The following is a 20,816-nucleotide window of genomic DNA, read 5'->3' on the forward strand; positions in this document are numbered from 1 at the left end:
GAATTATTCCTTATGGTTATCGGCGCTTCCAAAACTTAAATTAATTAAAGTTATTGAAGTATCCAGTCGGGCTATTTAGATGACTTATAGCGCCGCTGCAGGGTGGCAGATAGCTTGCGTTGCAACGGTTCCGGGGTCTCCCCCTCGATCAGTTTGCTAATCAAATCAAAGCAGTGCCACGCCAGCTGTCGGTTATCCTGGCGGATGGTATCCACCGGGATCGTCAGCGAATCGTAGAGATAGTGATCGTCAAAACTGGCTAACCTGATATCGCTTTGCAGCAGGTTATGCTGGCCCATATAGCGCAGCACCCCTTCCAGCAGCCCGCAGGCGGCGGCGAAGAGCGCTTTTGGCGGACGCCCCAGGCGGGCGCAGAGTTCAGCAAACATCTCGTATCCCGAGCTCGGGTGATAGTTGCCGTGAATGATCCACTCGGGGCGCAGCTCCACGCCGGCCTCACGCAGCCCTTGCTTAAACCCTTCCAGACGGTCGCGCGTCGGGGATAAGCGGGGCTGGCCGCCGAGAAAGTAGAACTCATCAGGATGCTGGCGCGCAATGTCGGCCACCAGTTCGGTCGTCGGGGTAATGGAATCGGTGATCACCAGCGGCAGCGCGCTGTCGTTGATGTGGCGGTCAAACAGGACCACCGGCAGCTGCTCGCTGAGCTTATGGTAGTCCGCATCGTTGAGCATGCTGGAAGCCACAATCAGCCCGTCCACCTGACGCGCCACCATGTTGTTCACCACTACCGTCTCCTGCCCCGGGTTTTCATCGCTGCAGGAGATCAGCAGCTGAACGCCCGCCTCGCGGCACAGCGTTTCCAGCTCGTGAGAAAAGACGGCAAAACCGTAGTTGGTGATCTCCGGGACCACCAGACCAATGGTGTGGCTGCGGTTATCGCGCAGCGACCGGGCGTGAATGCTGGGCTGATAGTGGTGCTCTTTTGCAATCGCCAGCACGCGCTCGCGCGTCTCTTCCGCCACGCGAAGCTCTTTGCTGCGCCCGTTCAGGACCAGGCTGGCGGTGGCTTTTGACACGCCCGCCAGTTCCGCGATGTCTTTAATGGTGACGCGTTTTGTTTTTCTCACAACGACTTAGATCCGGCTGCCAAAACCCTCATTCTATCATGCAGGCGCGCAGCGACCAGTAGCGTAATGTGATATCGGACGCACCTTCGAATCGCACCCGGGCCGGATGGGCAGGAAAATAGCGGCTGCTCATCACCCCTTCGCCGTGGTTAATGAAGATTTCGACGCTGGAGCGGTCGCAGAGAACGCGTAAATGAGTGACGTCGCCCTGCCAGTAGCGGGTCAGCGTTTCACCGGTTTTCAGGCTCGCGCGTTCCAGACGCACGCCCTGCTCATCGACCATAAGACGCAGCGCGCCGGCAAAATCGACGCTCACGTGCGCGGCGCCCAGCTCAAACTCCAGACGCGTCGCGTCCAGTTCGGGCGCGTCGCTGGCGCGCCCCTGCCAGCGCTGCTCATCTTCACGCAGCGCCGCCAGCTCGCGCGCCGGGGTCTGCCAGAGCCTTCCGTCGCGGTACCGTAATTCGCGCGGGCAGGTCATCTGGTGCATCCAGCCGTGCGCCCGGGTTGGCTGAAGCATCTCTTCCCCGTCCGGTACGCCCATCCAGCCGATCAGGATGCGGCGACCGTCTTCCGCCAGCGTGGTTTGCGGGGCGTAGAACTCAAACCCCGCGTCCAGCTCGTGCAGCTCGCCGTGATCGAATGCCGCATTGGCATAGTCAAACGCCCCGCTCATCCAGGTTGCCGGATAGGTGTTGAGGTAGCGATGCGGCTCACGCGCCAGCCCCTGCGGGCAGCAGATCAGGACATGCGTTCCGTCGAGGGCAAACAGGTCCGGACACTCCCACATATACCCCGCGTCCGTCAGGCCGTTAACCCCGTGACCGGCGATCTCCCCGCAGGACGTCCAGGCGTGCAAATCGGCTGACTTAAAGAGCAGCACCTTGCCGCGCTTTTGCATATCCTGCGCGCCGAGCACCATGTACCACTCCCCGTCGTGCTGCCACACCTTCGGGTCGCGCACGTGTCCGGTGTAGCCTTCCGGCAGCGCCAGCACCGGCCCCAGCTTGGTAAACGTTCCGTCCGGCTGCTCCACGGCCAGGCACTGCCAGGCGGTGCGGCTGCCGTCATCAAACTTGACGTTGCCGGTGTAGCAAAGCGTCAGGACGCCCTCTTTACCCACGGCGCTACCGGAGTAGCAGCCGTTGCGGTCATACTCTTCGTCGGGCATCAGCGCCAGCGGCTCATGCCTCCAGTGCACGAGGTCCGCAGAGCTCCAGTGCCCCCAACACTTAAAGCGATGCTCGCAGCCCAGCGGGTTCCACTGATAGAACAGGTGGTAGCGGCCGGCAAACCAGATAAACCCGTTCGGATCGTTCATCAGCCCCGTCACCGGCGCGGCGTGCCATTGCGGATAGTGGCTGTCCGCCAGCGCCCGCGGCTGACCTTTCATAACGGCCTGCAGGATCGCAGGCCAGCGGGAAGGTAACGTCATTATTCAGAATCCGTTTTATATTTCAGCAGCAGCGAGACGGTAAACGCCACGCCGAAGGCAATCACCATGCCGATAATATAGTTCAGCAGCGAGCTGGCCTGCACGATGGCCATGCCCGGGATGGCGGTCAGCCCGACGGCGGTCATGTATACATGTACGGAGACCACCCAGGCCCCGCCCACCGCGCCGCCAATCAGCGCGGCGATAAACGGCTTAACGAAGCGCAGGTTGATACCAAAAATGGCCGCTTCGGTGATGCCCAGCATCGCAGAGAACGCCGACGGCAGGGTAATGGCTTTGATTTTGGCGTCTTTGGTTTTGAACCACACCGCCAGGCAGGCACCGCCCTGCGCCACGTTCGCCATGGCCCAGATCGGCAGCAGGAAGTTAACGCCAATCGACGGGTTGCCCAGCAGTCCGGCCTCAATCGCGTGGAAGCTGTGGTGAATACCGGTGATCACAATTACCGAGTAAAGCCCGCCGAACAGCAACCCGGCCAGCCAGCCCGCGTGTTCAATTAACGTGCTCAGGATAAAGGAGATACCGTCCCCCAGAGCGCGCCCTGCCGGGCCGATAATCAGCAAGGCGATGAATCCGGAGATGACGACGGTGAGGAACGGGGTCAGGATCAGGTCCAGCGCGTCCGGGATCGCGCGGCGCAGGTTTTTCTCGACGATGCTCATAAACCAGACGGCCAGCAGCACCGGGAATACCGTGCCCTGATAGCCAATCATCGCGATCTCAAGACCGAAGAAGTTCATGGTGTGGAAGCCCGACGCCACGCCCCAGGCGTTGGTCAGCGCCGGGTGGGTCAGAATTCCGCCCAGCGTCGCGCCGAGGTACGGGTTACCGCCAAATTCGCGCGCGGCGGTAAAGCCAATCAGAATAGGCAGAATGATGAACGCCGCGGAGCTGCACATGTCCAGCATGATGTAGAGGGCGTTATCGGCATTGACCCAGCCGTAGGTTTTCACCATGCCTAGCAGGCCCATCAGCAGACCGGACGCCACAATCGCGGGGATGATCGGCACAAAGATGTTGGAGAGCAGACGGGCAATGCGCTGGAACGGGTTCAGCTTGCGCGCCGCCAGATCCGCAGCTTCCGACTTGCTGGACTCACTTATCCCGGCCGCCTGAATAAACGCGGCGTAAACCTTGTTGACCACGCCCGTACCAAAAATCACCTGCATCTGCCCGGCGTTACGGAAGCAGCCTTTTACGCCGTCGACCTTGCCGATAGCCTGCTGATCCGCCAGCGCGTCATCAACCAGCACCAGACGAAGACGCGTTGCGCAGTGCGCCGCGCTGGCGATATTTTCCTTGCCACCGAGCAGCGGGATAAGCTCGCGGGCGATTTGATTAAAATCCATAGATACCTCTGCCTGACTTCTTTTTATGATGTACGAGACGCTCCCGCCAGGCGGGAGCGTGATGGGTTAAAACCAGGTTTCCATCTGGACCCCAAAGTTCCATTCCCCGCCGGCGTTGAAGCCGCTGCTGCCAAAGGCATCATCGCTGGCGTAATGATCCAGTTTGCTGCTCCAGTCCATCCAGGTGGCAAACAGGCGCAGCTCAGGACGGCTGAAGAAATCGCCGATTTTGCTCGCTTTTAAGGTTGGCGCAAAGGTCAGCTTGTAGAAACTGCCGTTGACGGCGTTGCGGTCCTTATAGCCTTCCGGATTTAAATCCATGTACTGATAGCTTCCCTCGAACGCCAGCGCGAAATTCTGGGTGACCTCTTTAATCAGGCGGGTGTTGAGCGTTACCCACTCATAGCTATCGCCCTTGACGTAGCGATCTTTACTGCTTTGTGCCAGAACGGCGGGCGCAATGCTCCAGCCGCCGCCGACAGGCGTGACACCGTAACTTGCGAAGCGCCAGGTATCCGCCTCAGACAGCAGCGCGCCGTCGGAGCCGATGCTTTTGACTTCCGCCCCCAGACCGTGACCGTACAGCAGCGCCGTTTTTGCAGTCCCTTCGCGAAGGCCGTAGAAGCTCTCATTATGCAAGCCGACCAGGGCATGAACGCCGGTATTGGCAGCATCGGTTTTGATGAGATCGCCGTTAGTGTCTTTACGGTCGTCGTTATCTTTCGCCCGCAGGCCGCTCACCATCAGCTGGAACGGGCCGGCGAAGTGGTTCATGCTGAGAATATAGTTTTGAACGTTGTTGTCGGTCTGCTCCACGCTGCCGAAGTTGCGGCCGTAAATGGAGAAGTTGCTGCGCAGCGAATCGTTCCATTTCACGTCGTAAACGCCGCCGCCGGTACCGGCCAGGAACACCACGTCGGAGTCCAGCCAGTGAATGTCAAAGTTGTCGCGGTCGAAGCGTTTACCCGCCCAGAAGGTACTCCCCTTCAGCGCGCCGGTAAAATCAGGCAGGTTGCCCAGCTCCGCGAAGGCCTGACGAATATTGAGATCGCTGGTATCGGCTGACCAGTCGTTATAGGTTCTCTGACCGTCGGCCAGCATCGCCTTAAAGCGCGTGGTCGCCCCGTTGTCCAGGGTTTGCTTGTGCTCCAGGTTCAGCTCGACGTAGGTGTCGGCTTCGTTCCCCAGACGCCCTACCGCGCCGCCGGTTTCACCAGCTGGGGTCAGGTAAGGGCCGCTTTTGCTGCTGGAGGCGGCATCGTTCATCAGCAGGCCAGAGCGGGCATAGCCGTGGAACTCAAACCCGCCGGTCTGATCCGCCTTCTTCTCCAGCGCGGTGGTGCGCTGCGCTACCGCCTGAGTTGTCGTTTGCGTCTGTTGCTGAGCGGCAACCAGCTGCTGCGTTTTTTGTTCCGCATCGGCGGCGCGTTTTTCAGCCACCTGCGCACGCGTTTCCGCCGCCTGGAGGCGCTGCTCCATCGCGGCAAGACGCGCTTCGATACTTGTCATATCCGTTTGGGCAAAAACAGAGGTACTTCCGGCCAGCATGCCTATCATCACGGCAAGTCTGCGTTTTTTATACATTTTGTCGCATCCCTAAAAGAAGTCATTAAACGTGCTAAATTGCTAAACCGGTTTAGGTTGCTGATACTAAACCTGTGAATTTTGGATCGGCAATCTTTTTTGCTAAACCGTTTTAGTAAGTGTGATCGAGGCGACAATTCAGGCCGCCGGATGGCGGCCTGTGAAGGGAGGAATTACAGTTCGTGCTGCCACGGCAAGGCGGTCATCGCCCCTTTGGCCGTGGTGGCTAATGCGCCGCAGCGCTGGGCTAAGGCGATGACCGGCGTCAGGTCCTGCCCGGCAGCCAGCCCGTAGAGCAGTCCCGCCACGAAGGCATCGCCCGCGCCGGTGGTATCGACACACTCCACAGGCGTTGCCGGATAGTGCTCCACGGCGCCGTCATGCCAGGCGATGACGCCCTCTTTACCCTGAGTGACCAGCACCAGACGCGCCGGGCAGCGCTGCATCAGCACCTCCAGACCGACGTTGACCTCCGCGCTGCCGGTGAAAAAGACCAGCTCTTCTACCGAAAGTTTCACCACGTCGGCGCTTTGCAGGGCCTGCTCCAGGCAGCCATGCAGTGCGTTCTCATCCGGCCAGAGGTCCGGGCGAATATTGGGGTCGAAGCTGACGTAACCGCCCGCTTCACGGATGGCGGCCATTGCCTCAAATGTCGCCGTACGGCTCGGCTCGGCGCTTAGCGCGATGGAGCAGACGTGCAGCCACTCTCCGGCGCTAAACGGTGGCAGATCGGCGGGTTCCAGAAAAAGATCGGCGCTCGGGCGCACCATGAACGTAAACGAGCGCTCGCCGTGGTCGTCGAGATCGACCACTACCGTTGAGGTGCGGTGCGCCGGGTCAAGGCGCATCCACGTCACGTCAACCCGCTCGTCGGCGAGCGTTTTCGCCATAAAGCGCCCGAAAGGATCGTCGCCAACCCTGCCGATAAAGGCGCTCTGGCCGCCGAGCCGGGCAATACCGACCGCAACGTTCGCCGGTGCGCCACCGGGACACTGCAGCAATCTGCCTTCTCCATCGGGCAGCAAATCCACTACCGCATCGCCAAGTACCCAGATTTTCTTCATGTGATCCTCTTAGCTAAACTATGTTAAACCGTTTTAGCTATTTAAGCACAGGCCGGGCAAAGGGGAAACAACGGGAGGGAAAATTGGCTTAACGCACCAGATGAGGCCAGTGAATATCACCAACGCCATTTAGCTGCGGCCGGGCAAACAGGAAGCCCTGGAAACGACGGATACCGGCGGATTCAAGCCAGCACCACTCCTCTATTTTCTCAATGCCTTCAGCCACCAGGGTGATTTCCAGATCGGAGCAACAGCTGATGATGGAGCGCACGATCGCCTGCTTCGGGCCGCTCAGGTGGACGTTGCTGACAATTTCGCGGTCGATTTTAATTTTGTCCGGCTGGAAGCGGGTCAGCAGCGAAAGCCCGGCATAGCCCGAACCAAAATCATCGATCGCCAGGCCAATCCCCTCGCCGCGAAGCTGCTTGATGGCGCTGTTAAACTGGTTGAACCCTGAGATCATCTCGTTTTCAGTGACTTCAATGACCACCTGCTCCGGCTGAAGGCCATGCTTTTTAATCTGATTGACCAGAAATTCCACTGCGCCAGGGACATTTACCAGCGACATGGGAAGCAGGTTTACCGCGATTTTATGGCTGCCAATGCCCAGCTTTTCCGCCAGCGCAAAGGCATACGCTTTTGTCTGGAGATCGACTTCGTAGACGTTGTCCGGGTTAACGGTGCTGAAGAAATGCTCCGGGCTGCCGCCGTCGTTGCCGCGGATAAGCGCCTCAAGGGAGCTGATCTTCCCTTCCGAGGGCTCGACAATAGGCTGCAGCGCAAACTGGCAGGTTTGCCCGACAATCAGGCCCAGATGCTCACCAAAGGGTAACGTTTCGGTCGAGAGCGTCCATTTGTCCGGGGTGTAGCGTGCCCCCGACGGGGCCGGACGTTTACCGGTTATAAAGGTCTGAATAAATTTGAACACCCGATCGTCGGAGGTCAGATAGCTCTCCAGCTTGCTGTAGCGCAGCACCGACTGCAGCACCTCTTTAGGCGACTGCATTTGCAGATCGAACAGCAGCATGCCGACGTTTTCGAAGCGTCTGCGCGGACCATAGTCCCGCAGCAGTTCTACCACCCCGCTGTGCCGCTTGTCCTCACGGATGGTATGGAACAGTTTGACCACACTCTCTTCGGACCCTTCGAGGATCTGCAGAACGTCGTTCCCTTTAGCCAGGAGGACGCCGGTAATATCCAGTTTTGTGTTGCGGCCCCTGGCGCGCTCCACCAGCTCCCGCAGTTCGGTGGACGGGCGGGATAAATTCAACTGGCTTCGGTAAATCAGAGTCGTCAGCACAAAAATGGGTTCCGATGAGAAAAAGAGGTGCCTTGAAGCTACTATTTAACATACTTAATCAATGCGACCTAACTTATTCACACCACAAAGGAACGTTACTTTCCCCCGTCGCCAATCCGGCTGTCGATCCTCTCCTGCATATAGTCGTAGGACGGGTTCGAGGTGACCCGCATCAGCGCCTCTTTTCCGACGCTCAACACGGACGTTTCTCCCCAGAGCGCAATCGTCCCGAGGCTGATGCCGTAGCGGTTTTTCACTGCAGGTTCACGACCATAAAGATCGTCATCCGGCGGGAACGGCACCGCAACGTGCGACAGGGAATAGACATCCTGCGGCCAGGACTGCGCAAGCGGCATGACCGTCTCCTGCGTGCTGCCTGCTGGAGTGATTTTCGCCACCGTCGAGAAACTGTGCTCGCCAGCATTGGTAATAATAGTGACACTGTAACGCCTTTGCGCAACCGGCAGTAGGGCCGAGGTAGCCGTCCACGACGACGGTTTGAACAGCGGGCGGAAGCTCGCCGCCTGGTTGATGTCAAACACCACCAGCTCGCTGCCGTTTGCGGGAAGCTGGTCGAACAGGCCGGTCACCACCGCGCGGGTGCTGACCGTAGAATCCATGACCGACTGGAACGCCAGCACCGGCGGCAATTTCGCCAGCCTGTTTACCCGCGCCTCACGGCCAATCTGCTCCTGCAGGGCCTTCGTCAGCAGCCACGACTGGCGAGCGGCGTTAACCGGGAAAGAATTGTATTTATACGGGTTATATTCCGGCGCAATATTCAGCCAGGCTGCTTTAGCAAACGCCGGCAGCAGCGCCGGTAACCCGGCGAAACCGGCAAAGCGCGCAAAGGACGTCACGCCGATCATCGGTGAGAGCAGGATCACCTGCTGGGGTTTACGCAGCGCAGAAGTGTCAAGCGCATCGAGGGTATATTTCATCGCCAGCGCCCCGCCGTTGGAGTAGCCCACCAGATGCAAAGGCACAGCCTCACCCGCCAGGCGCGTGGCTTCCCGCACCGCAAGACGCGTCGCCGCCAGCCACATTTCCCAGTCAACGTCCGTCAGCGCACCGGGCGCGGTGCCGTGCCCGGGTAGACGCGGGACCACGGCCACAAAGCCGTGCTGTTGATAATTCACGGCAAGGCGTCGGACGCTGTAAGGCGAGTCCGTCAAACCGTGCAGCAGCACCACCGCGCCGCGTGGCTTTCCGGCCGGCATCAGCACAAAGGAGCGGTTGGCATCGGGGTCAAACTGACCGGGCCACACCAGGCTCTGGCGGTAATAGCGGTTTAACGGGTTTTGTTCCTCGCCCGCTGTTTTCGCCGTCACCGCGTTATCCAGATCGGTGAAAATCGCCCTTTCCCGGGCCTGATACCCGGCAAAGTCGGTGTTGTCCATCTCGCGCGCGGACATCTCATTGGCCCGCCAGGTGTGCCACAGGTGCAGTTCCGGCCCCTGCTGCGAGAGATAGACCCGCACCGCCAGCAGGACGACCAGTACGATCCCCACGATCATTCCTGTTTTCTTTGCAAGCGCCATCAGGCGCACGCTGACTCGCCAGGGCAAATTTGCCATGCCGGGATCCCTTTTATATTCACAGTACATCTATCTTATCAAAAATGTGAACGGACTGACGTATTCACCAAATTCATATCTGCCGCGTCAGACAGTGCACCAAAAGTGAACTACGCTGCACAAATGTTGATCATTGGTTAAACAAATATTGCATGAAGTTTACTGCACAGCGGGTTTCACCCGCCCTGTGAACATGGCACGCGTCATGCATTGTTAACCCGGTAACAAAAATTCGGCCTTTGACAGCCTGTTAACAGCGAGGCGGTATGACGACGAAACCTGAGATGTTGAGCCGTATCGAAGCGACGTTCAGCCAGCTCACGCCCAGCGAAAAGCGGGTCGGAAGCTGGCTGCTGGCGCACGCCGCGCAAATCCCGTTTGAAACGGCGGAGAGCATCGGTCAGGCAAGCGGGACCAGCGGAATTACCGTCGGACGCTTCCTGCGGAAGCTGGGGTATCGCAACCTGGAGGATGCCAAAAAGAGCCTGCGCGATCCGTATCAGCCCTGGGGCATGAACGAGCGGCTGGACTCCTGGCAGCAGCAGCGCCCCCTTTCCAGCCGCCTTCAGCACGCCCTGTCGCTGGAAGTGGATGCCATCACGCAGGTGTACCAGCTGGCGCAAACGGACGCTTTTCGTCAGGTGGTGCACCATCTGGCCCACGCGGACGCGGTCTTTGTGCTGGGGATCCAGTCCACGCGCGGGATTGCCAACGCCTTCTTCAGCCACCTCGAGTACCTCCGCCCGCGCGTGAGCTATTCGGAGGGCGCTTCCGGCAGCTGGGTGGAATCCCTCAACTCGGGGTTTTCGCATCCGTACGTCGTGCTGACTGACACGCGCACCTACTCTGCGATGGCCCGTCAGTACTGCCGCGTCGCCAGCGAGAAAGGCATTCCGCTGGCCTTAATCACCGACATCTGGTGCCCGTGGGCGCGGGATTACCCAATGGATTTGCTGCAGGTGAAAACCGATACCGGTCATTTCTGGGATTCACTTGCCCCCGTGAGCTGCCTGTTCAACCTGCTGCTGTCGGGCGTGGTGGAAGCGCTGGGTGAAGCGCTCCCGGCGCGCCTGGCAGTAAACCGACAATTACAACAAGAGTTTGGTCAATTCGAACGCTAAAGGAGCGGAGCTATGCCCGTAGAGAGTGAACTGATTGATGTGGCGAAGACGTTCCCCACGCTGCATGTCGATCTGAAGTACGCCACCGCCGACAACATCACCGGCCGCCCTATCTATCAGGAGGCGCTGTGCCTGCTGCATACCGATGCCGCTACCGCGCTGGCAAAAGCCATCAGCATTGCCACGCTGGCCGGGCTGAAGCTGGTGGTCTACGACGCCTATCGGCCGCAGCAGGCGCAGGCTCAGCTGTGGGAGGCCTGCCCGAACCCGGAATACGTGGTCGACGTGGCGATTGGCTCCAACCACAGTCGCGGCACGGCCATCGACGTGACCCTGATGGACGAGCATAACGCCGTGCTGGATATGGGCGCCGGTTTTGACGAAATGCATGACCGCTCGCATCCGTATCACCCTTCCGTGCCGCCCCACGCCCAGCGCAACCGTCTGCTGTTGAACGCCATCATGTTCGGCGGCGGTTTTGTCGGGATCGGCAGCGAATGGTGGCACTTCGAACTGCCGAACGCCGCCAGCTACCCGCTGCTTGACGACCGTTTTGCCTGTTTTCCCCTGACGCACACCTCTCTTTGAACCTGGAGCACTGCCATGAAAACATCGCTTCTCTCGACCATCATTGCCGCCACGCTGGCCCTGAGCGCACCGCTGGCGCTGGCTGCCGTCCCGAAAGACATGCTGGCGATCGGTAAAGCCGCCGACCCGCAAACGCTCGATCCGGCCATCACCATTGATAACAACGACTGGACCGTCACCTATCCGTCCTACCAGCGTCTGGTCAAGTACAAGCCAGGCTCTACCGAGGTAGAAGGCGATCTGTCGACGGGCTGGAAAGCTTCCGACGACCAGAAAGAGTGGACCTTCACCCTGGCGGATAACGCCAAATTTTCCGACGGCACGCCGGTTACCGCCGAGGCGGTCAAACTCTCCTTTGAGCGCCTGCTGAAGCTCAGCCAGGGGCCGTCTGAAGCCTTCCCGAAAGATCTGAAAATAGATGCCGTCGATGACCATACGGTGAAGTTCACCCTCAGCCAGCCCTTCGCGCCTTTCCTCTACACGCTGGCAAACGACGGGGCGTCCATCATTAACCCGGCGGTGCTGAAGGCCAATGCCGCAGACGATGCGCGCGGTTTTCTGGCGCAAAACACCGCCGGTTCCGGGCCGTTTATGCTCAAAAGCTGGCAGAAAGGCCAGCAGCTGATTCTGATCCCTAACCCTCACTGGCAGGGTGAAAAGCCGCACTTTAAGCGCGTATCGGTGAAAATTATCGGTGAGAGCGCCTCGCGCCGACTGCAGCTTTCCCGCGGCGATCTGGACATTGCCGACTCCCTGCCGGTCGATCAGCTCGCAGCGCTGAAGCAGGAAGGTAAAGTCGCCGTCGCGGAATACCCGTCCCTGCGCGTGACTTACCTCTATCTCAACAACGGTAAAGCGCCGCTCAATCAGGTGGATTTACGCCGCGCGGTCTCCTGGGCGACGGACTATCAGGGGATGGTGAAAGGCATTCTGAGCGGCAACGGCAAGCAGATGCGCGGCCCGATCCCGGAAGGCATGTGGGGCTTTGACGCCACGGCCATGCAGTACAGCCTCGACGAGGCCAAAGCCAAAGCGGCGCTGGAGAAGGTCAAAGACAAACCCGCCAGCCTGACCTTCCTCTACTCGGACAACGATCCGAACTGGGAGCCTATCGCCCTCTCCACTCAGGCCAGCCTCGGCAAGATCGGCATTAACGTCAAGCTGGAAAAACTGGCCAATGCGACCATGCGCGACCGCGTCGGAAAAGGCGATTACGACATTGCCATCGGCAACTGGAGCCCGGACTTTGCCGACCCGTACATGTTCATGAACTACTGGTTCGAATCGGACAAAAAAGGGCTGCCGGGCAACCGCTCGTTCTATGAGAACAAAGAGGTCGATTCCCTGCTGCAGGCCGCGCTGAAAACCACGGACCAGGCGGAACGCACCAAAGATTACCAGCAGGCGCAAAAGGTGGTCATCGACGAAGCGGCCTACGTTTATCTGTTCCAGAAGAACTACCAGCTGGCGATGAACAAAGAGGTCAAAGGCTTCACCTTTAATCCGATGCTCGAGCAGGTGTTCAACATCGCCACCATGAGCAAGTAACCGTTTCGCCGGGGGAAAGCGTATGACGTTCTGGAGCATAGTGCGCCAGCGCTGCTGGGGGTTACTCCTGGTAGTGGCCGGTGTCTGTATTATCACCTTTATTATTTCGCACCTGATCCCCGGCGATCCGGCCCGTCTGCTGGCCGGCGATCGCGCCAGCGACGAAATCGTGCAGAACATTCGCCAGCAGCTGGGGCTGGATCAGCCGCTGTACGTTCAGTTTGGCCGTTACGTGGACGCCCTGGCCCACGGTGATTTAGGCACGTCCATCCGTACCGGACGCCCGGTCGCGGAAGACCTGAAGGCCTTTTTCCCCGCCACGCTGGAGCTGGCCTTTTGTTCTCTGCTGCTGGCGCTGGTCATCGGCGTGCCGCTGGGGATTTTGTCGGCGGTCTACCGCAACCGCTGGCTGGATCACCTGGTGCGTTTAATGGCGATGACCGGAATCTCCACCCCGGCATTCTGGCTAGGTCTGGGCGTCATCGTACTGTTCTACGGGCACCTGCAGATCCTGCCGGGCGGCGGCAGGCTGGACGACTGGCTCGACCCGCCGACGCACGTCACCGGCTTCTATCTGCTGGATGCCCTGCTGGAAGGCAACGGTGAGGTCTTTTTTAATGCGCTGCAGCACCTGATTTTGCCCTCCCTGACGCTGGCGTTTGTGCATCTGGGCATCGTGGCGCGGCAGGTCCGTTCCGCAATGCTGGAGCAGCTAAGCGAAGACTACATACGCACGGCCCGCGCCAGCGGCCTGCCCGGCTGGTATATCGTCCTGCGCTACGCCCTGCCGAATGCGATGATCCCGTCGATTACCGTGCTCGGGCTGGCGCTGGGGGATCTGCTGTACGGCGCCGTGCTGACCGAAACCGTCTTTGCCTGGCCGGGCATGGGGGCCTGGGTGGTGACGTCCATTCAGGCGCTCGATTTCCCTGCCGTGATGGGCTTTGCCGTCGTTGTTTCGCTAGCCTACGTGCTGGTTAATCTGGTGGTCGATCTGCTTTACCTGTGGATTGACCCGCGAATCGGGCGCGGAGGTGCCGAATGATGTTAACGCAGGAAACGCTCGTCCCGGTTAAAACCACCAGACAACGCATCAGCTGGGCAAAGCTGTTCTGGATGCTGCGTCAAAGCCCGCTCACGATCGTTGGCGGCGTCATTATGCTCTTGATGCTTTTCATTATGGTGGCGGCACCGTGGATCGTGCCGCACGACCCGAACGCGCTGGATCTGACCGCGCGCCTGCAGGCGCCTTCCGGGCAGCACTGGTTTGGTACCGACGAGGTGGGCCGCGATCTGTTCAGCCGCGTGCTGGCGGGCAGCCAGCAGTCCATTACCGCCGGACTGGCGGTGGTGGTGATTGCGGGCGGCATCGGCTCGCTGCTGGGCTATCTGTCCGGCGTGCTGGGCGGGCGCGGCGACGCCATTATCATGCGGGTGATGGACATTATGCTCTCCATTCCTTCCCTGGTGCTGACCATGGCGCTGGCCGCCGCGCTCGGGCCGAGCCTGTTTAACGCCATGCTGGCGATTGCGATTGTCCGCATTCCCTTCTACGTCCGCCTGGCACGCGGCCAAACCCTGGTGGTGCGCCAGTTCACCTACGTGCAGGCCGCCCGCACGTTTGGCGCCTCCCGCTGGCATTTGATCCGCTGGCATATCCTGCGCAACGCCCTGCCGCCGCTGATCGTGCAGGCGTCGCTGGACATCGGCAGCGCCATCCTGATGGCCGCCACGCTGGGGTTTATTGGCCTGGGGGCGCAGCAGCCGACCGCCGAATGGGGCGCGATGGTGGCCGTCGGCCGTAACTACGTGCTGGACCAGTGGTGGTACTGCGCGTTTCCCGGTGCGGCGATTTTGATAACCGCCGTGGGCTTTAACCTGTTTGGCGACGGCATTCGCGATCTGCTGGATCCGAAGTCAGGAGGGAAACAGTTATGACCGACCCGGTACTGAAGATTGAAGACCTGCACCTGAGCTTCCCTATTTTTCGCGGCGAGGTCCACGCGCTGAACCACGTCTCGCTGGAGATCGGCAGGGGTGAAATTGTCGGCGTGGTGGGCGAATCCGGTTCGGGTAAATCGGTGACCGCCATGCTCGCCATGCGTCTGCTGCCGGAAGGCAGCTACCGCATTCATCACGGCCAGGTGAAGTTACTCGGCGAAAACGTCCTGACGGCGTCCGAGAAACAGCTTCGCCAGTGGCGCGGCGCAAAGGTGGCGATGATTTTTCAGGAGCCCATGACCGCCCTCAACCCGACGCGGCGGATTGGCAAACAGATGGTCGAGGTGATCCGCCAGCATCAGCCGCTTTCCCGGCATGAGGCGCAGCAGAAGGCGATTACCCTGCTGGAAGAGATGCAAATCCCGGACGCGAAAGAGGTCATGGCGCGCTATCCGTTTGAACTGTCCGGCGGCATGCGCCAGCGGGTGATGATCGCCCTTGCCTTCTCCTGCGAGCCGGAGCTGATTATCGCCGACGAACCGACTACCGCGCTGGACGTCACCGTCCAGCTGCAGGTGCTGCGCCTGCTGAAGCACAAGGCGCGGGCCAGCGGCACCTCGGTGCTGTTTATCAGCCACGATATGGCCGTGGTGTCCCAGCTCTGCGACAGAATGTACGTGATGTATGCGGGCAGCGTGATCGAGAGCGGTGCCACGCAAACGCTGATCCACCAGCCTGTGCATCCCTACTCCATCGGCCTGCTGCAGTGCGCGCCGGAGCACGGCCAGCCGCGCGCCCCGCTTCCCGCCATCCCCGGCACGGTCCCCAACCTCAGCCAGCTTCCGCCGGGATGCGCGTTCCGCGAGCGATGCTTTGCCGCCGGGGCGAAATGCAGCGAAACGCCGCGCTTAGCGCCCACTGGCGCAGAGGGCCAACAGGCTGCCTGCTGGTATCCACAACGGGAGAAAGCCCATGTCTGATGTACTGCTGGAACTGGATAGCGTGCACGTCAATTTTGCGGCACGTAAAAACTGGCTGGGGCGCGTGACGGAACAGGTGCATGCCCTCAACGGGCTCGACCTTGAGATCCGTCGGGGAGAAACGCTCGGTATCGTCGGGGAATCGGGCTGCGGGAAAAGCACGCTGGCCCAGCTGCTGATGGGCATGCTTAAGCCCAGCACCGGCGCCTGCCAGCGGGCGCACCATGCGGGCGGCATGCAGATGGTGTTTCAGGATCCGCTCTCCTCGCTCGACCCGCGCCTGCCGGTCTGGCGCATCATCACCGAGCCGGTTTGGGTACAAAAGCGCAGCAGCGAGCGCGAACGCCGCCAGCTGGCTGAAAACCTGGCGCTGCAGGTGGGCATTCGCCCGGAGTATCTCGACCGGCTTCCGCACGCCTTCTCCGGCGGGCAGCGCCAGCGCATTGCCATCGCGCGGGCGCTCTCGTCCGATCCGGATATCATCGTGCTCGATGAACCCACCAGCGCGCTGGATATCTCCGTGCAGGCGCAGATCCTCAACCTGCTGGTGACCCTACAACAGCAGCGTAATCTGACCTACGTGTTGATCTCACATAACGTCTCGGTGGTCAGACACATGAGCGACCGCGTGGCGGTGATGTACCTCGGGCAGATTGTCGAGCTGGGCAGCGCCGCGCAGGTACTTGGGGAGCCGCGCCATCCTTACACCCGCCTGCTGCTCGATTCGGTTCCCCGCACCGGTGAACCGCTGGATGAGACGCTAGCCTTACGCAAAACGGAGCTTCCCGGCAACCGCCGTCTTCCCGAAGGCTGTTTTTTCCGCGACCGATGCCCGATGGCCGCGCAGGGGTGCGAGCGTCCCCAGCCGTTACAGCCCTCTCGCGAGGGCCGTGACGTCCGCTGCTGGCGAAGTCTGGGTTAAATTTGCGCCATTCCGCCGTCCACGAACAGCTCGGCGGCGTTAATAAAGCTGGCCGCGTCGGAGGCCAGAAACGCCACCGCTTTCCCCACCTCGCCCGGCGCGCCTAAACGGCCGAGCGGCACCTGTGCGGCCAGCGCGTCGTACAGACCCTGGCGGTGCTCTTCCGGCACCAGATCGCCGAGACCCGGGGTTTTGATCGGCCCCGGGCTTACCACGTTGACGCGGATCCCACGGCCCTGCAAATCCAGCGCCCAGGAGCGGGCAAAGTTGCGCACGGCGGCTTTGCTGGCGCTGTAGACGCTAAAGTTTGCCGTCCCCTTAATGGAGACCGTCGAGCCGGTCAGAATAATCGACGATCCGGCGGAGAGCAGAGGCAGCGCCTTCTGCACCGTAAACAGCACCCCGCGGACGTTGGTGCCAAAAATCCGGTCAAACTGCTCTTCGGTGATCGCGCCCAGCGGCAGCATATCGCCGCCACCTGCATTGGCGAACAGAATATCGAGGCGACCTTCTTCTTTGGCTATCCGGGCATAGACCTCGTCCAGATCCGCCAGTTTTGACACGTCCGCGCGAATGCCCACTGCCGTTGAAGCAATTTCTGCGACCGCCGCGTCAAGTTCGGCCTGACGGCGTCCGGTGATATACACCTTCGCGCCCTGCGCCGCCAGCTCCTGGGCCGTGGCAAGTCCGATGCCGGTGCTGCCGCCGGTGACCAGTGCGATTTTTCCTGAGAGAGTCGTGTTCATGTCATTTACCTTTTGTTGGGTTTGCGTTGGACAAACTTTAGCCCTTGCGGGATTAGTGAAAAACCGGCAAAAATGAAAATAACTATTCACACAAAGAAATAATCAGGGGAGCCTAATGGACCAGCTAATGGCGATGCGCGCGTTTACCCGGGTGGTGGAAACCGGCAGCTTTACCCGCGCGGCGGACTCGCTGAATATGCCGATCGCCACCCTGAGCAAGCTGGTCAAATCGCTTGAGGCGCACCTGGATATACGCCTTCTGCACCGCACCACTCGACGGGTGGTCGCGACGCCTGAAGGGATGGAATACTATGAAAAAGCGCTGAGGGTCTTGATAGATATCGAAGACATCGACACCGCGTTTCGCATTTCCCGCGCGACGCCAAAAGGGCATCTGCGGGTTGATATAGGCGGATCCACCGCCCGCGACGTGCTTATCCCCCTGCTGCCGGATTTTATGCAGCGTTATCCGGAAATCCGCATCGACCTTGGAGTAGCCGATCGTCCGGTGGATCTCATCAGCGGTAACGTAGACTGCGTCATCCGCGGCGGCCCGCTGAACGACTCGACCCTCATCGCCCGCCATATTGGCAACGCCGAAATGGTCACCTGCGCGACGCCGGGTTACCTGAAAAATCACGGCGTTCCGGCCTATCCGCAGGAGCTGTGCAACGGCCACAAGCTCATTAGCTACCTCTCGCCCGTCACCGGGCGGGCGTTTCCGTTTCGCTTCAGAGAGAACGGCGAGGCGCTGGAAATCAACATTCCGCATTATCTCGGCGTAAATGAAAGTAATGCCCATCTGGCGGCTGCCGCGGCGGGGCTGGGGATCGTTCAGACCTTTGAGTATTCGGCAAACGCGTATTTACGGGCGGGAACGCTGACGGCGATTCTGAGCGACTGGCGCCCTGCCGCCTATCCGTTTCATGTGGTTTACCCTCAGAACCGGCATCTGACGCACCGTCTTAAGGTGTTTATTGCCTGGCTGGCGGAGGTGTTTCCCGCCGCGCTGAAGGGATAGCCGGGCGCAAACCCGGCTGCGGTTTAATTAAGCTTATAGTCCAGCGTAATCTCAGCTTTCAGGAGCTGCGATACCGGACAGCCCGCTTTGGCTTTCTGAATAATACCGTCGAACTGCTGGGGGGCGATGCCCGGAACGGTCACCTTGCTTTTCAGGGCAACCTTCGTAATCGCAAAGCCGCCGTCGGTTTTATCCAGAGAGACGTCCGCCGTAGTATCAATAGAGTCAGCGGTATAGCCCGCTTCACCGAGCATCAGCGACAGCGCCATTGAGAAGCAGGCCGCATGTGCCGCGCCAATCAATTCTTCGGGGTTGGTCCCCTTTTCGCCCTCAAAGCGGGTATTGAAACCGTAAGGCTGCTGATTGAGAACGCCGCTCTCGGTGGAAACCGTTCCTTTACCGCGCTTAATGTCGCCAGACCAGTGTGCCGAACCGTGCTTATGAATAGTCATTCTTGCTCTCCTTTTGGCTTACAAAGGGTTAAGTATAGACTACGCATCTGACCCACCCTGGAACACAGACAATTCCAGGACTTTCACCTGCTGTACCAACAAAAAGGATAATGATATGGCGCTAAAAATCAGGATGGCCGTTGCCGTCACCACACTGGCGGTATCGCTGTCTTCACTGGCGAAAACGCCGGAGAATTTTATCTATACCAGCTCCGGCGAGCTCGACGCGGTGTTTCCGCTCGTTGCGCGAAGCGATATCGGCGGCGTGCAGATCGTTTACAACTGGCGCTTGCTGGAGCCCGGAAAAGACAACTATGACTTCTCGCGGATAGAACAGGATCTGGCGCGCGTTAAGGCCGCCGGAAAAAAACTCTTTATTCAAATCCAGGATCGTTTTTTTGAGGCGGACGCCCGCTACGTGCCGGACTATCTGATGCACGATAAGCAATACGGTGGGGGGATTGCGCCGCAGTTCGATAACCCCGGCGAAGGCAAGCCTGTCGGTTCAGGATGGGTGGCGCGTCAGTGGGATCCCGCCGTGCGTCAGCGCTACCAGGCTTTGCTGGCCGCCCTCGCGAAACGCTTTGATGGTGAGGTGTATGGCGTAAACCTGCCCGAAACCGCCATCGATCTCGACGAAAAAAATCCGCCCGCCGGGTTTACCTGCGACAGCTATTTCGCTGGAGAAATGGAAAATCTGGCCTTTGCGCGAAAGGCTTTTAAGAAATCACACGTGGTGCAATACGTGAACTTCTGGCCGTGCGAGTGGGATAATGACCACAACTACATGAGGCGTCTGTTTAAGTATGCCAGCGCCAACAATGTCGGTCTGGGTGGGCCGGATATTGTTCCCAACCGCAAGGCACACATGAAGAATGCCTATCCCTTCTTCCATAAAAATAAACAGACGCTGCCGCTCATCGCCATGGCGGTTCAGGAACCGACCCTGACCTATAAAAATCCTGAGACCGGCAAGCCCTTCACCAAAGCAGAATTTGATCGGTTCGCGGAAAATTATCTCGGGGCGGATATTATTTTCTGGAGCACGTCCTCTCCCTGGCTAAAGGCAAAATAATCACCCGTAAACCCTACTCTTAAGCCAGGTAGCGGGCCAGTTCGTCGAGAAACACGCGCAGCGCGGCAGGCTGATATTCCCGTGACTGATAAATACCATGGATGGCAAGCGGTTTCGGCTCCAGCGCCTCCAGTATCGGTACCAGCAATCCCTGATCCAGCGCGGCACGCGCCTCGCGCTCCGGCAGCATGGCAATACCACAGTGCTTAATCGCCGCGTCCATCAACAGCGAAGAGATGCTGGCGCTCAGGTTGCCGCTGACGGCCACGCTCAGGCTTTCGCCCTCCGGCGTCAGGAAGTGCCAGGACTGCCCGGCAAAAAAGCTGTAGTGCAGGCAGTTATGCCGGGCTAGTTCTTCGGGGCTGCCGGGCGTGCCTTGCTGCGCCAGATAGTCCGGCGAGGCGCAAAGCACCGAGCGGCACTCCCCCAGCCGGCGGGCAATCATGCCGGGTTCAGGGTTATCGGTAATACGTACGGCGACATCAATGCGCTCTCCCACCAGGCTCACCGGGTGGTTGTTCACGTCAAGCTCGATGCGCAGCTGCGGGTAGCGCGCGAGCAGACCGGGCAGCACCGGCGCAATCAGATGCATGGCGGTAAAGTGCGCGCAGGCCACCCGCAGGGTGCCGGACGGAAGATCTTTTTCCGACTGGCCTTCAATTTCCTGCGAGATCTGCGAGAGGGTCCGCGTTTTTTGCAGCACCTTTTCCCCAGCCGCGGTCAGCGTCAGCTTGCGCGTGGAGCGGTTTACCAGCCGCGTGCCCGCCCACTTCTCCATCTGTTCAAGGTACCGGCTGACCATCGGTCGGGAAATACCCAGCGCGCGGGCTGCAGCGCTCAAACTCCCCAGCTCGCATATCCGGTTGTAAACCTGAGCGGCAATAACGCGATCCATATAAGCTCCATTTGCTCGATTTATGAAACTAAGCATGTCTTGTTTCAGGAATTCTGGCAAATGCAAATATCCGTACAATAAAGACATTCCTGAACAACCGAGACAACAG

19 protein-coding genes are annotated in these 20,816 nt (G+C 59.7%); 9 read left to right on the plus strand and 10 right to left on the minus strand.

Translation table 11 applies throughout. The features are described from left to right. Positions 1-71: 71 nt before the first annotated feature. The 7 genes from ACW9E7_RS09805 to ACW9E7_RS09835 form a co-directional block, all read right to left on the minus strand. Positions 72-1,088, minus strand: coding sequence for a LacI family DNA-binding transcriptional regulator (locus ACW9E7_RS09805; protein WP_115875128.1), 1,017 nt, complete (start codon positions 1,086-1,088; stop codon positions 72-74). 28 nt (positions 1,089-1,116) lie between these two features. Next, positions 1,117-2,523: a sucrose-6-phosphate hydrolase gene (locus ACW9E7_RS09810; protein ID WP_458727692.1), complete on the minus strand. Its 1,407-nt coding sequence runs from the start codon at positions 2,521-2,523 to the stop codon at positions 1,117-1,119. Then, positions 2,523-3,893 carry a sucrose-specific PTS transporter subunit IIBC gene (locus ACW9E7_RS09815; RefSeq protein WP_032656958.1) on the minus strand — a complete coding sequence of 457 codons (1,371 nt, stop codon included), beginning with the start codon at positions 3,891-3,893 and terminating at the stop codon, positions 2,523-2,525. The genes ACW9E7_RS09810 and ACW9E7_RS09815 overlap by 1 nt, the downstream gene beginning before the upstream one ends. Positions 3,894-3,959: 66 nt before the next feature. Beyond that, complete coding sequence (locus ACW9E7_RS09820) at positions 3,960-5,477, minus strand: carbohydrate porin (RefSeq protein WP_458727693.1); 1,518 nt, start codon at positions 5,475-5,477, stop codon at positions 3,960-3,962. 173 nt (positions 5,478-5,650) lie between these two features. Further along, the gene (locus ACW9E7_RS09825) at positions 5,651-6,541 is read right to left on the minus strand and encodes an aminoimidazole riboside kinase (RefSeq protein WP_458727694.1); all 891 of its coding nucleotides are present in this window, start codon (positions 6,539-6,541) and stop codon (positions 5,651-5,653) included. An 88-nt stretch (positions 6,542-6,629) separates the two neighbouring features. After that, positions 6,630-7,841 carry a diguanylate phosphodiesterase gene (locus ACW9E7_RS09830; protein ID WP_458727695.1) on the minus strand — a complete coding sequence of 404 codons (1,212 nt, stop codon included), beginning with the start codon at positions 7,839-7,841 and terminating at the stop codon, positions 6,630-6,632. A gap of 95 nt (positions 7,842-7,936) precedes the next feature. After that, positions 7,937-9,418 carry an alpha/beta hydrolase gene (locus tag ACW9E7_RS09835; protein WP_458727696.1) on the minus strand — a complete coding sequence of 494 codons (1,482 nt, stop codon included), beginning with the start codon at positions 9,416-9,418 and terminating at the stop codon, positions 7,937-7,939. Between the two features lie 266 nt (positions 9,419-9,684). Between ACW9E7_RS09835 and ACW9E7_RS09840 the strand changes: the two genes are divergently transcribed. The 7 genes from ACW9E7_RS09840 to ACW9E7_RS09870 are packed head-to-tail and all read left to right on the plus strand — an operon-like array spanning position 9,685 to position 16,518. Next, positions 9,685-10,539 carry a MurR/RpiR family transcriptional regulator gene (locus tag ACW9E7_RS09840; RefSeq protein WP_458727697.1) on the plus strand — a complete coding sequence of 285 codons (855 nt, stop codon included), beginning with the start codon at positions 9,685-9,687 and terminating at the stop codon, positions 10,537-10,539. 12 nt (positions 10,540-10,551) lie between these two features. Next, positions 10,552-11,127, plus strand: a complete 576-nt coding sequence (ddpX, locus tag ACW9E7_RS09845; RefSeq protein ID WP_133294466.1) for a D-alanyl-D-alanine dipeptidase — start codon at positions 10,552-10,554, stop codon at positions 11,125-11,127. Positions 11,128-11,142: 15 nt separating this feature from the next. Continuing rightward, positions 11,143-12,675 carry an ABC transporter substrate-binding protein gene (locus tag ACW9E7_RS09850; RefSeq protein WP_458727698.1) on the plus strand — a complete coding sequence of 511 codons (1,533 nt, stop codon included), beginning with the start codon at positions 11,143-11,145 and terminating at the stop codon, positions 12,673-12,675. A 22-nt stretch (positions 12,676-12,697) separates the two neighbouring features. After that, positions 12,698-13,720, plus strand: coding sequence for an ABC transporter permease (locus ACW9E7_RS09855; protein ID WP_115875146.1), 1,023 nt, complete (start codon positions 12,698-12,700; stop codon positions 13,718-13,720). After that, on the plus strand, positions 13,717-14,613 hold the full coding sequence (ddpC, locus tag ACW9E7_RS09860) for a D,D-dipeptide ABC transporter permease (RefSeq protein ID WP_458727699.1): 897 nt from the start codon (positions 13,717-13,719) through the stop codon (positions 14,611-14,613). Before ACW9E7_RS09855 ends, ddpC begins: the two co-directional genes overlap by 4 nt. Beyond that, positions 14,610-15,596, plus strand: a complete 987-nt coding sequence (locus ACW9E7_RS09865) for an ABC transporter ATP-binding protein (protein WP_458727700.1) — start codon at positions 14,610-14,612, stop codon at positions 15,594-15,596. The genes ddpC and ACW9E7_RS09865 overlap by 4 nt, the downstream gene beginning before the upstream one ends. Further along, on the plus strand, positions 15,589-16,518 hold the full coding sequence (locus ACW9E7_RS09870; protein ID WP_458727701.1) for an oligopeptide/dipeptide ABC transporter ATP-binding protein: 930 nt from the start codon (positions 15,589-15,591) through the stop codon (positions 16,516-16,518). The genes ACW9E7_RS09865 and ACW9E7_RS09870 overlap by 8 nt, the downstream gene beginning before the upstream one ends. Here ACW9E7_RS09870 and ACW9E7_RS09875 read toward each other — a convergent pair. Beyond that, a complete protein-coding gene (locus ACW9E7_RS09875; RefSeq protein ID WP_458727702.1) occupies positions 16,515-17,264 on the minus strand; it encodes an SDR family NAD(P)-dependent oxidoreductase in 750 nt (249 codons plus the stop codon). The two genes, ACW9E7_RS09870 and ACW9E7_RS09875, sit on opposite strands and share 4 nt — an antisense overlap. 115 nt (positions 17,265-17,379) lie before the next feature. Between ACW9E7_RS09875 and ACW9E7_RS09880 the strand changes: the two genes are divergently transcribed. Further along, positions 17,380-18,285: a LysR family transcriptional regulator gene (locus ACW9E7_RS09880; RefSeq protein ID WP_458727703.1), complete on the plus strand. Its 906-nt coding sequence runs from the start codon at positions 17,380-17,382 to the stop codon at positions 18,283-18,285. 23 nt (positions 18,286-18,308) lie between these two features. Here ACW9E7_RS09880 and ACW9E7_RS09885 read toward each other — a convergent pair whose 3' ends face one another. Beyond that, on the minus strand, positions 18,309-18,737 hold the full coding sequence (locus ACW9E7_RS09885; protein ID WP_023311893.1) for an OsmC family protein: 429 nt from the start codon (positions 18,735-18,737) through the stop codon (positions 18,309-18,311). Between the two features lie 115 nt (positions 18,738-18,852). Here ACW9E7_RS09885 and ACW9E7_RS09890 point away from each other — a divergent pair, with 115 nt between their 5' ends. After that, positions 18,853-19,812 (plus strand): hypothetical protein, encoded by a 960-nt coding sequence (locus ACW9E7_RS09890; protein ID WP_458727704.1) that lies wholly within the window; start codon positions 18,853-18,855, stop codon positions 19,810-19,812. A 19-nt stretch (positions 19,813-19,831) separates the two neighbouring features. Here ACW9E7_RS09890 and ACW9E7_RS09895 read toward each other — a convergent pair whose 3' ends face one another. Then, positions 19,832-20,707, minus strand: coding sequence for a LysR family transcriptional regulator (locus tag ACW9E7_RS09895; RefSeq protein WP_325848177.1), 876 nt, complete (start codon positions 20,705-20,707; stop codon positions 19,832-19,834). Between the last annotated feature and the right edge of the window lie 109 nt (positions 20,708-20,816).

Source organism: Enterobacter sp. H2G27, from assembly GCF_054403075.1.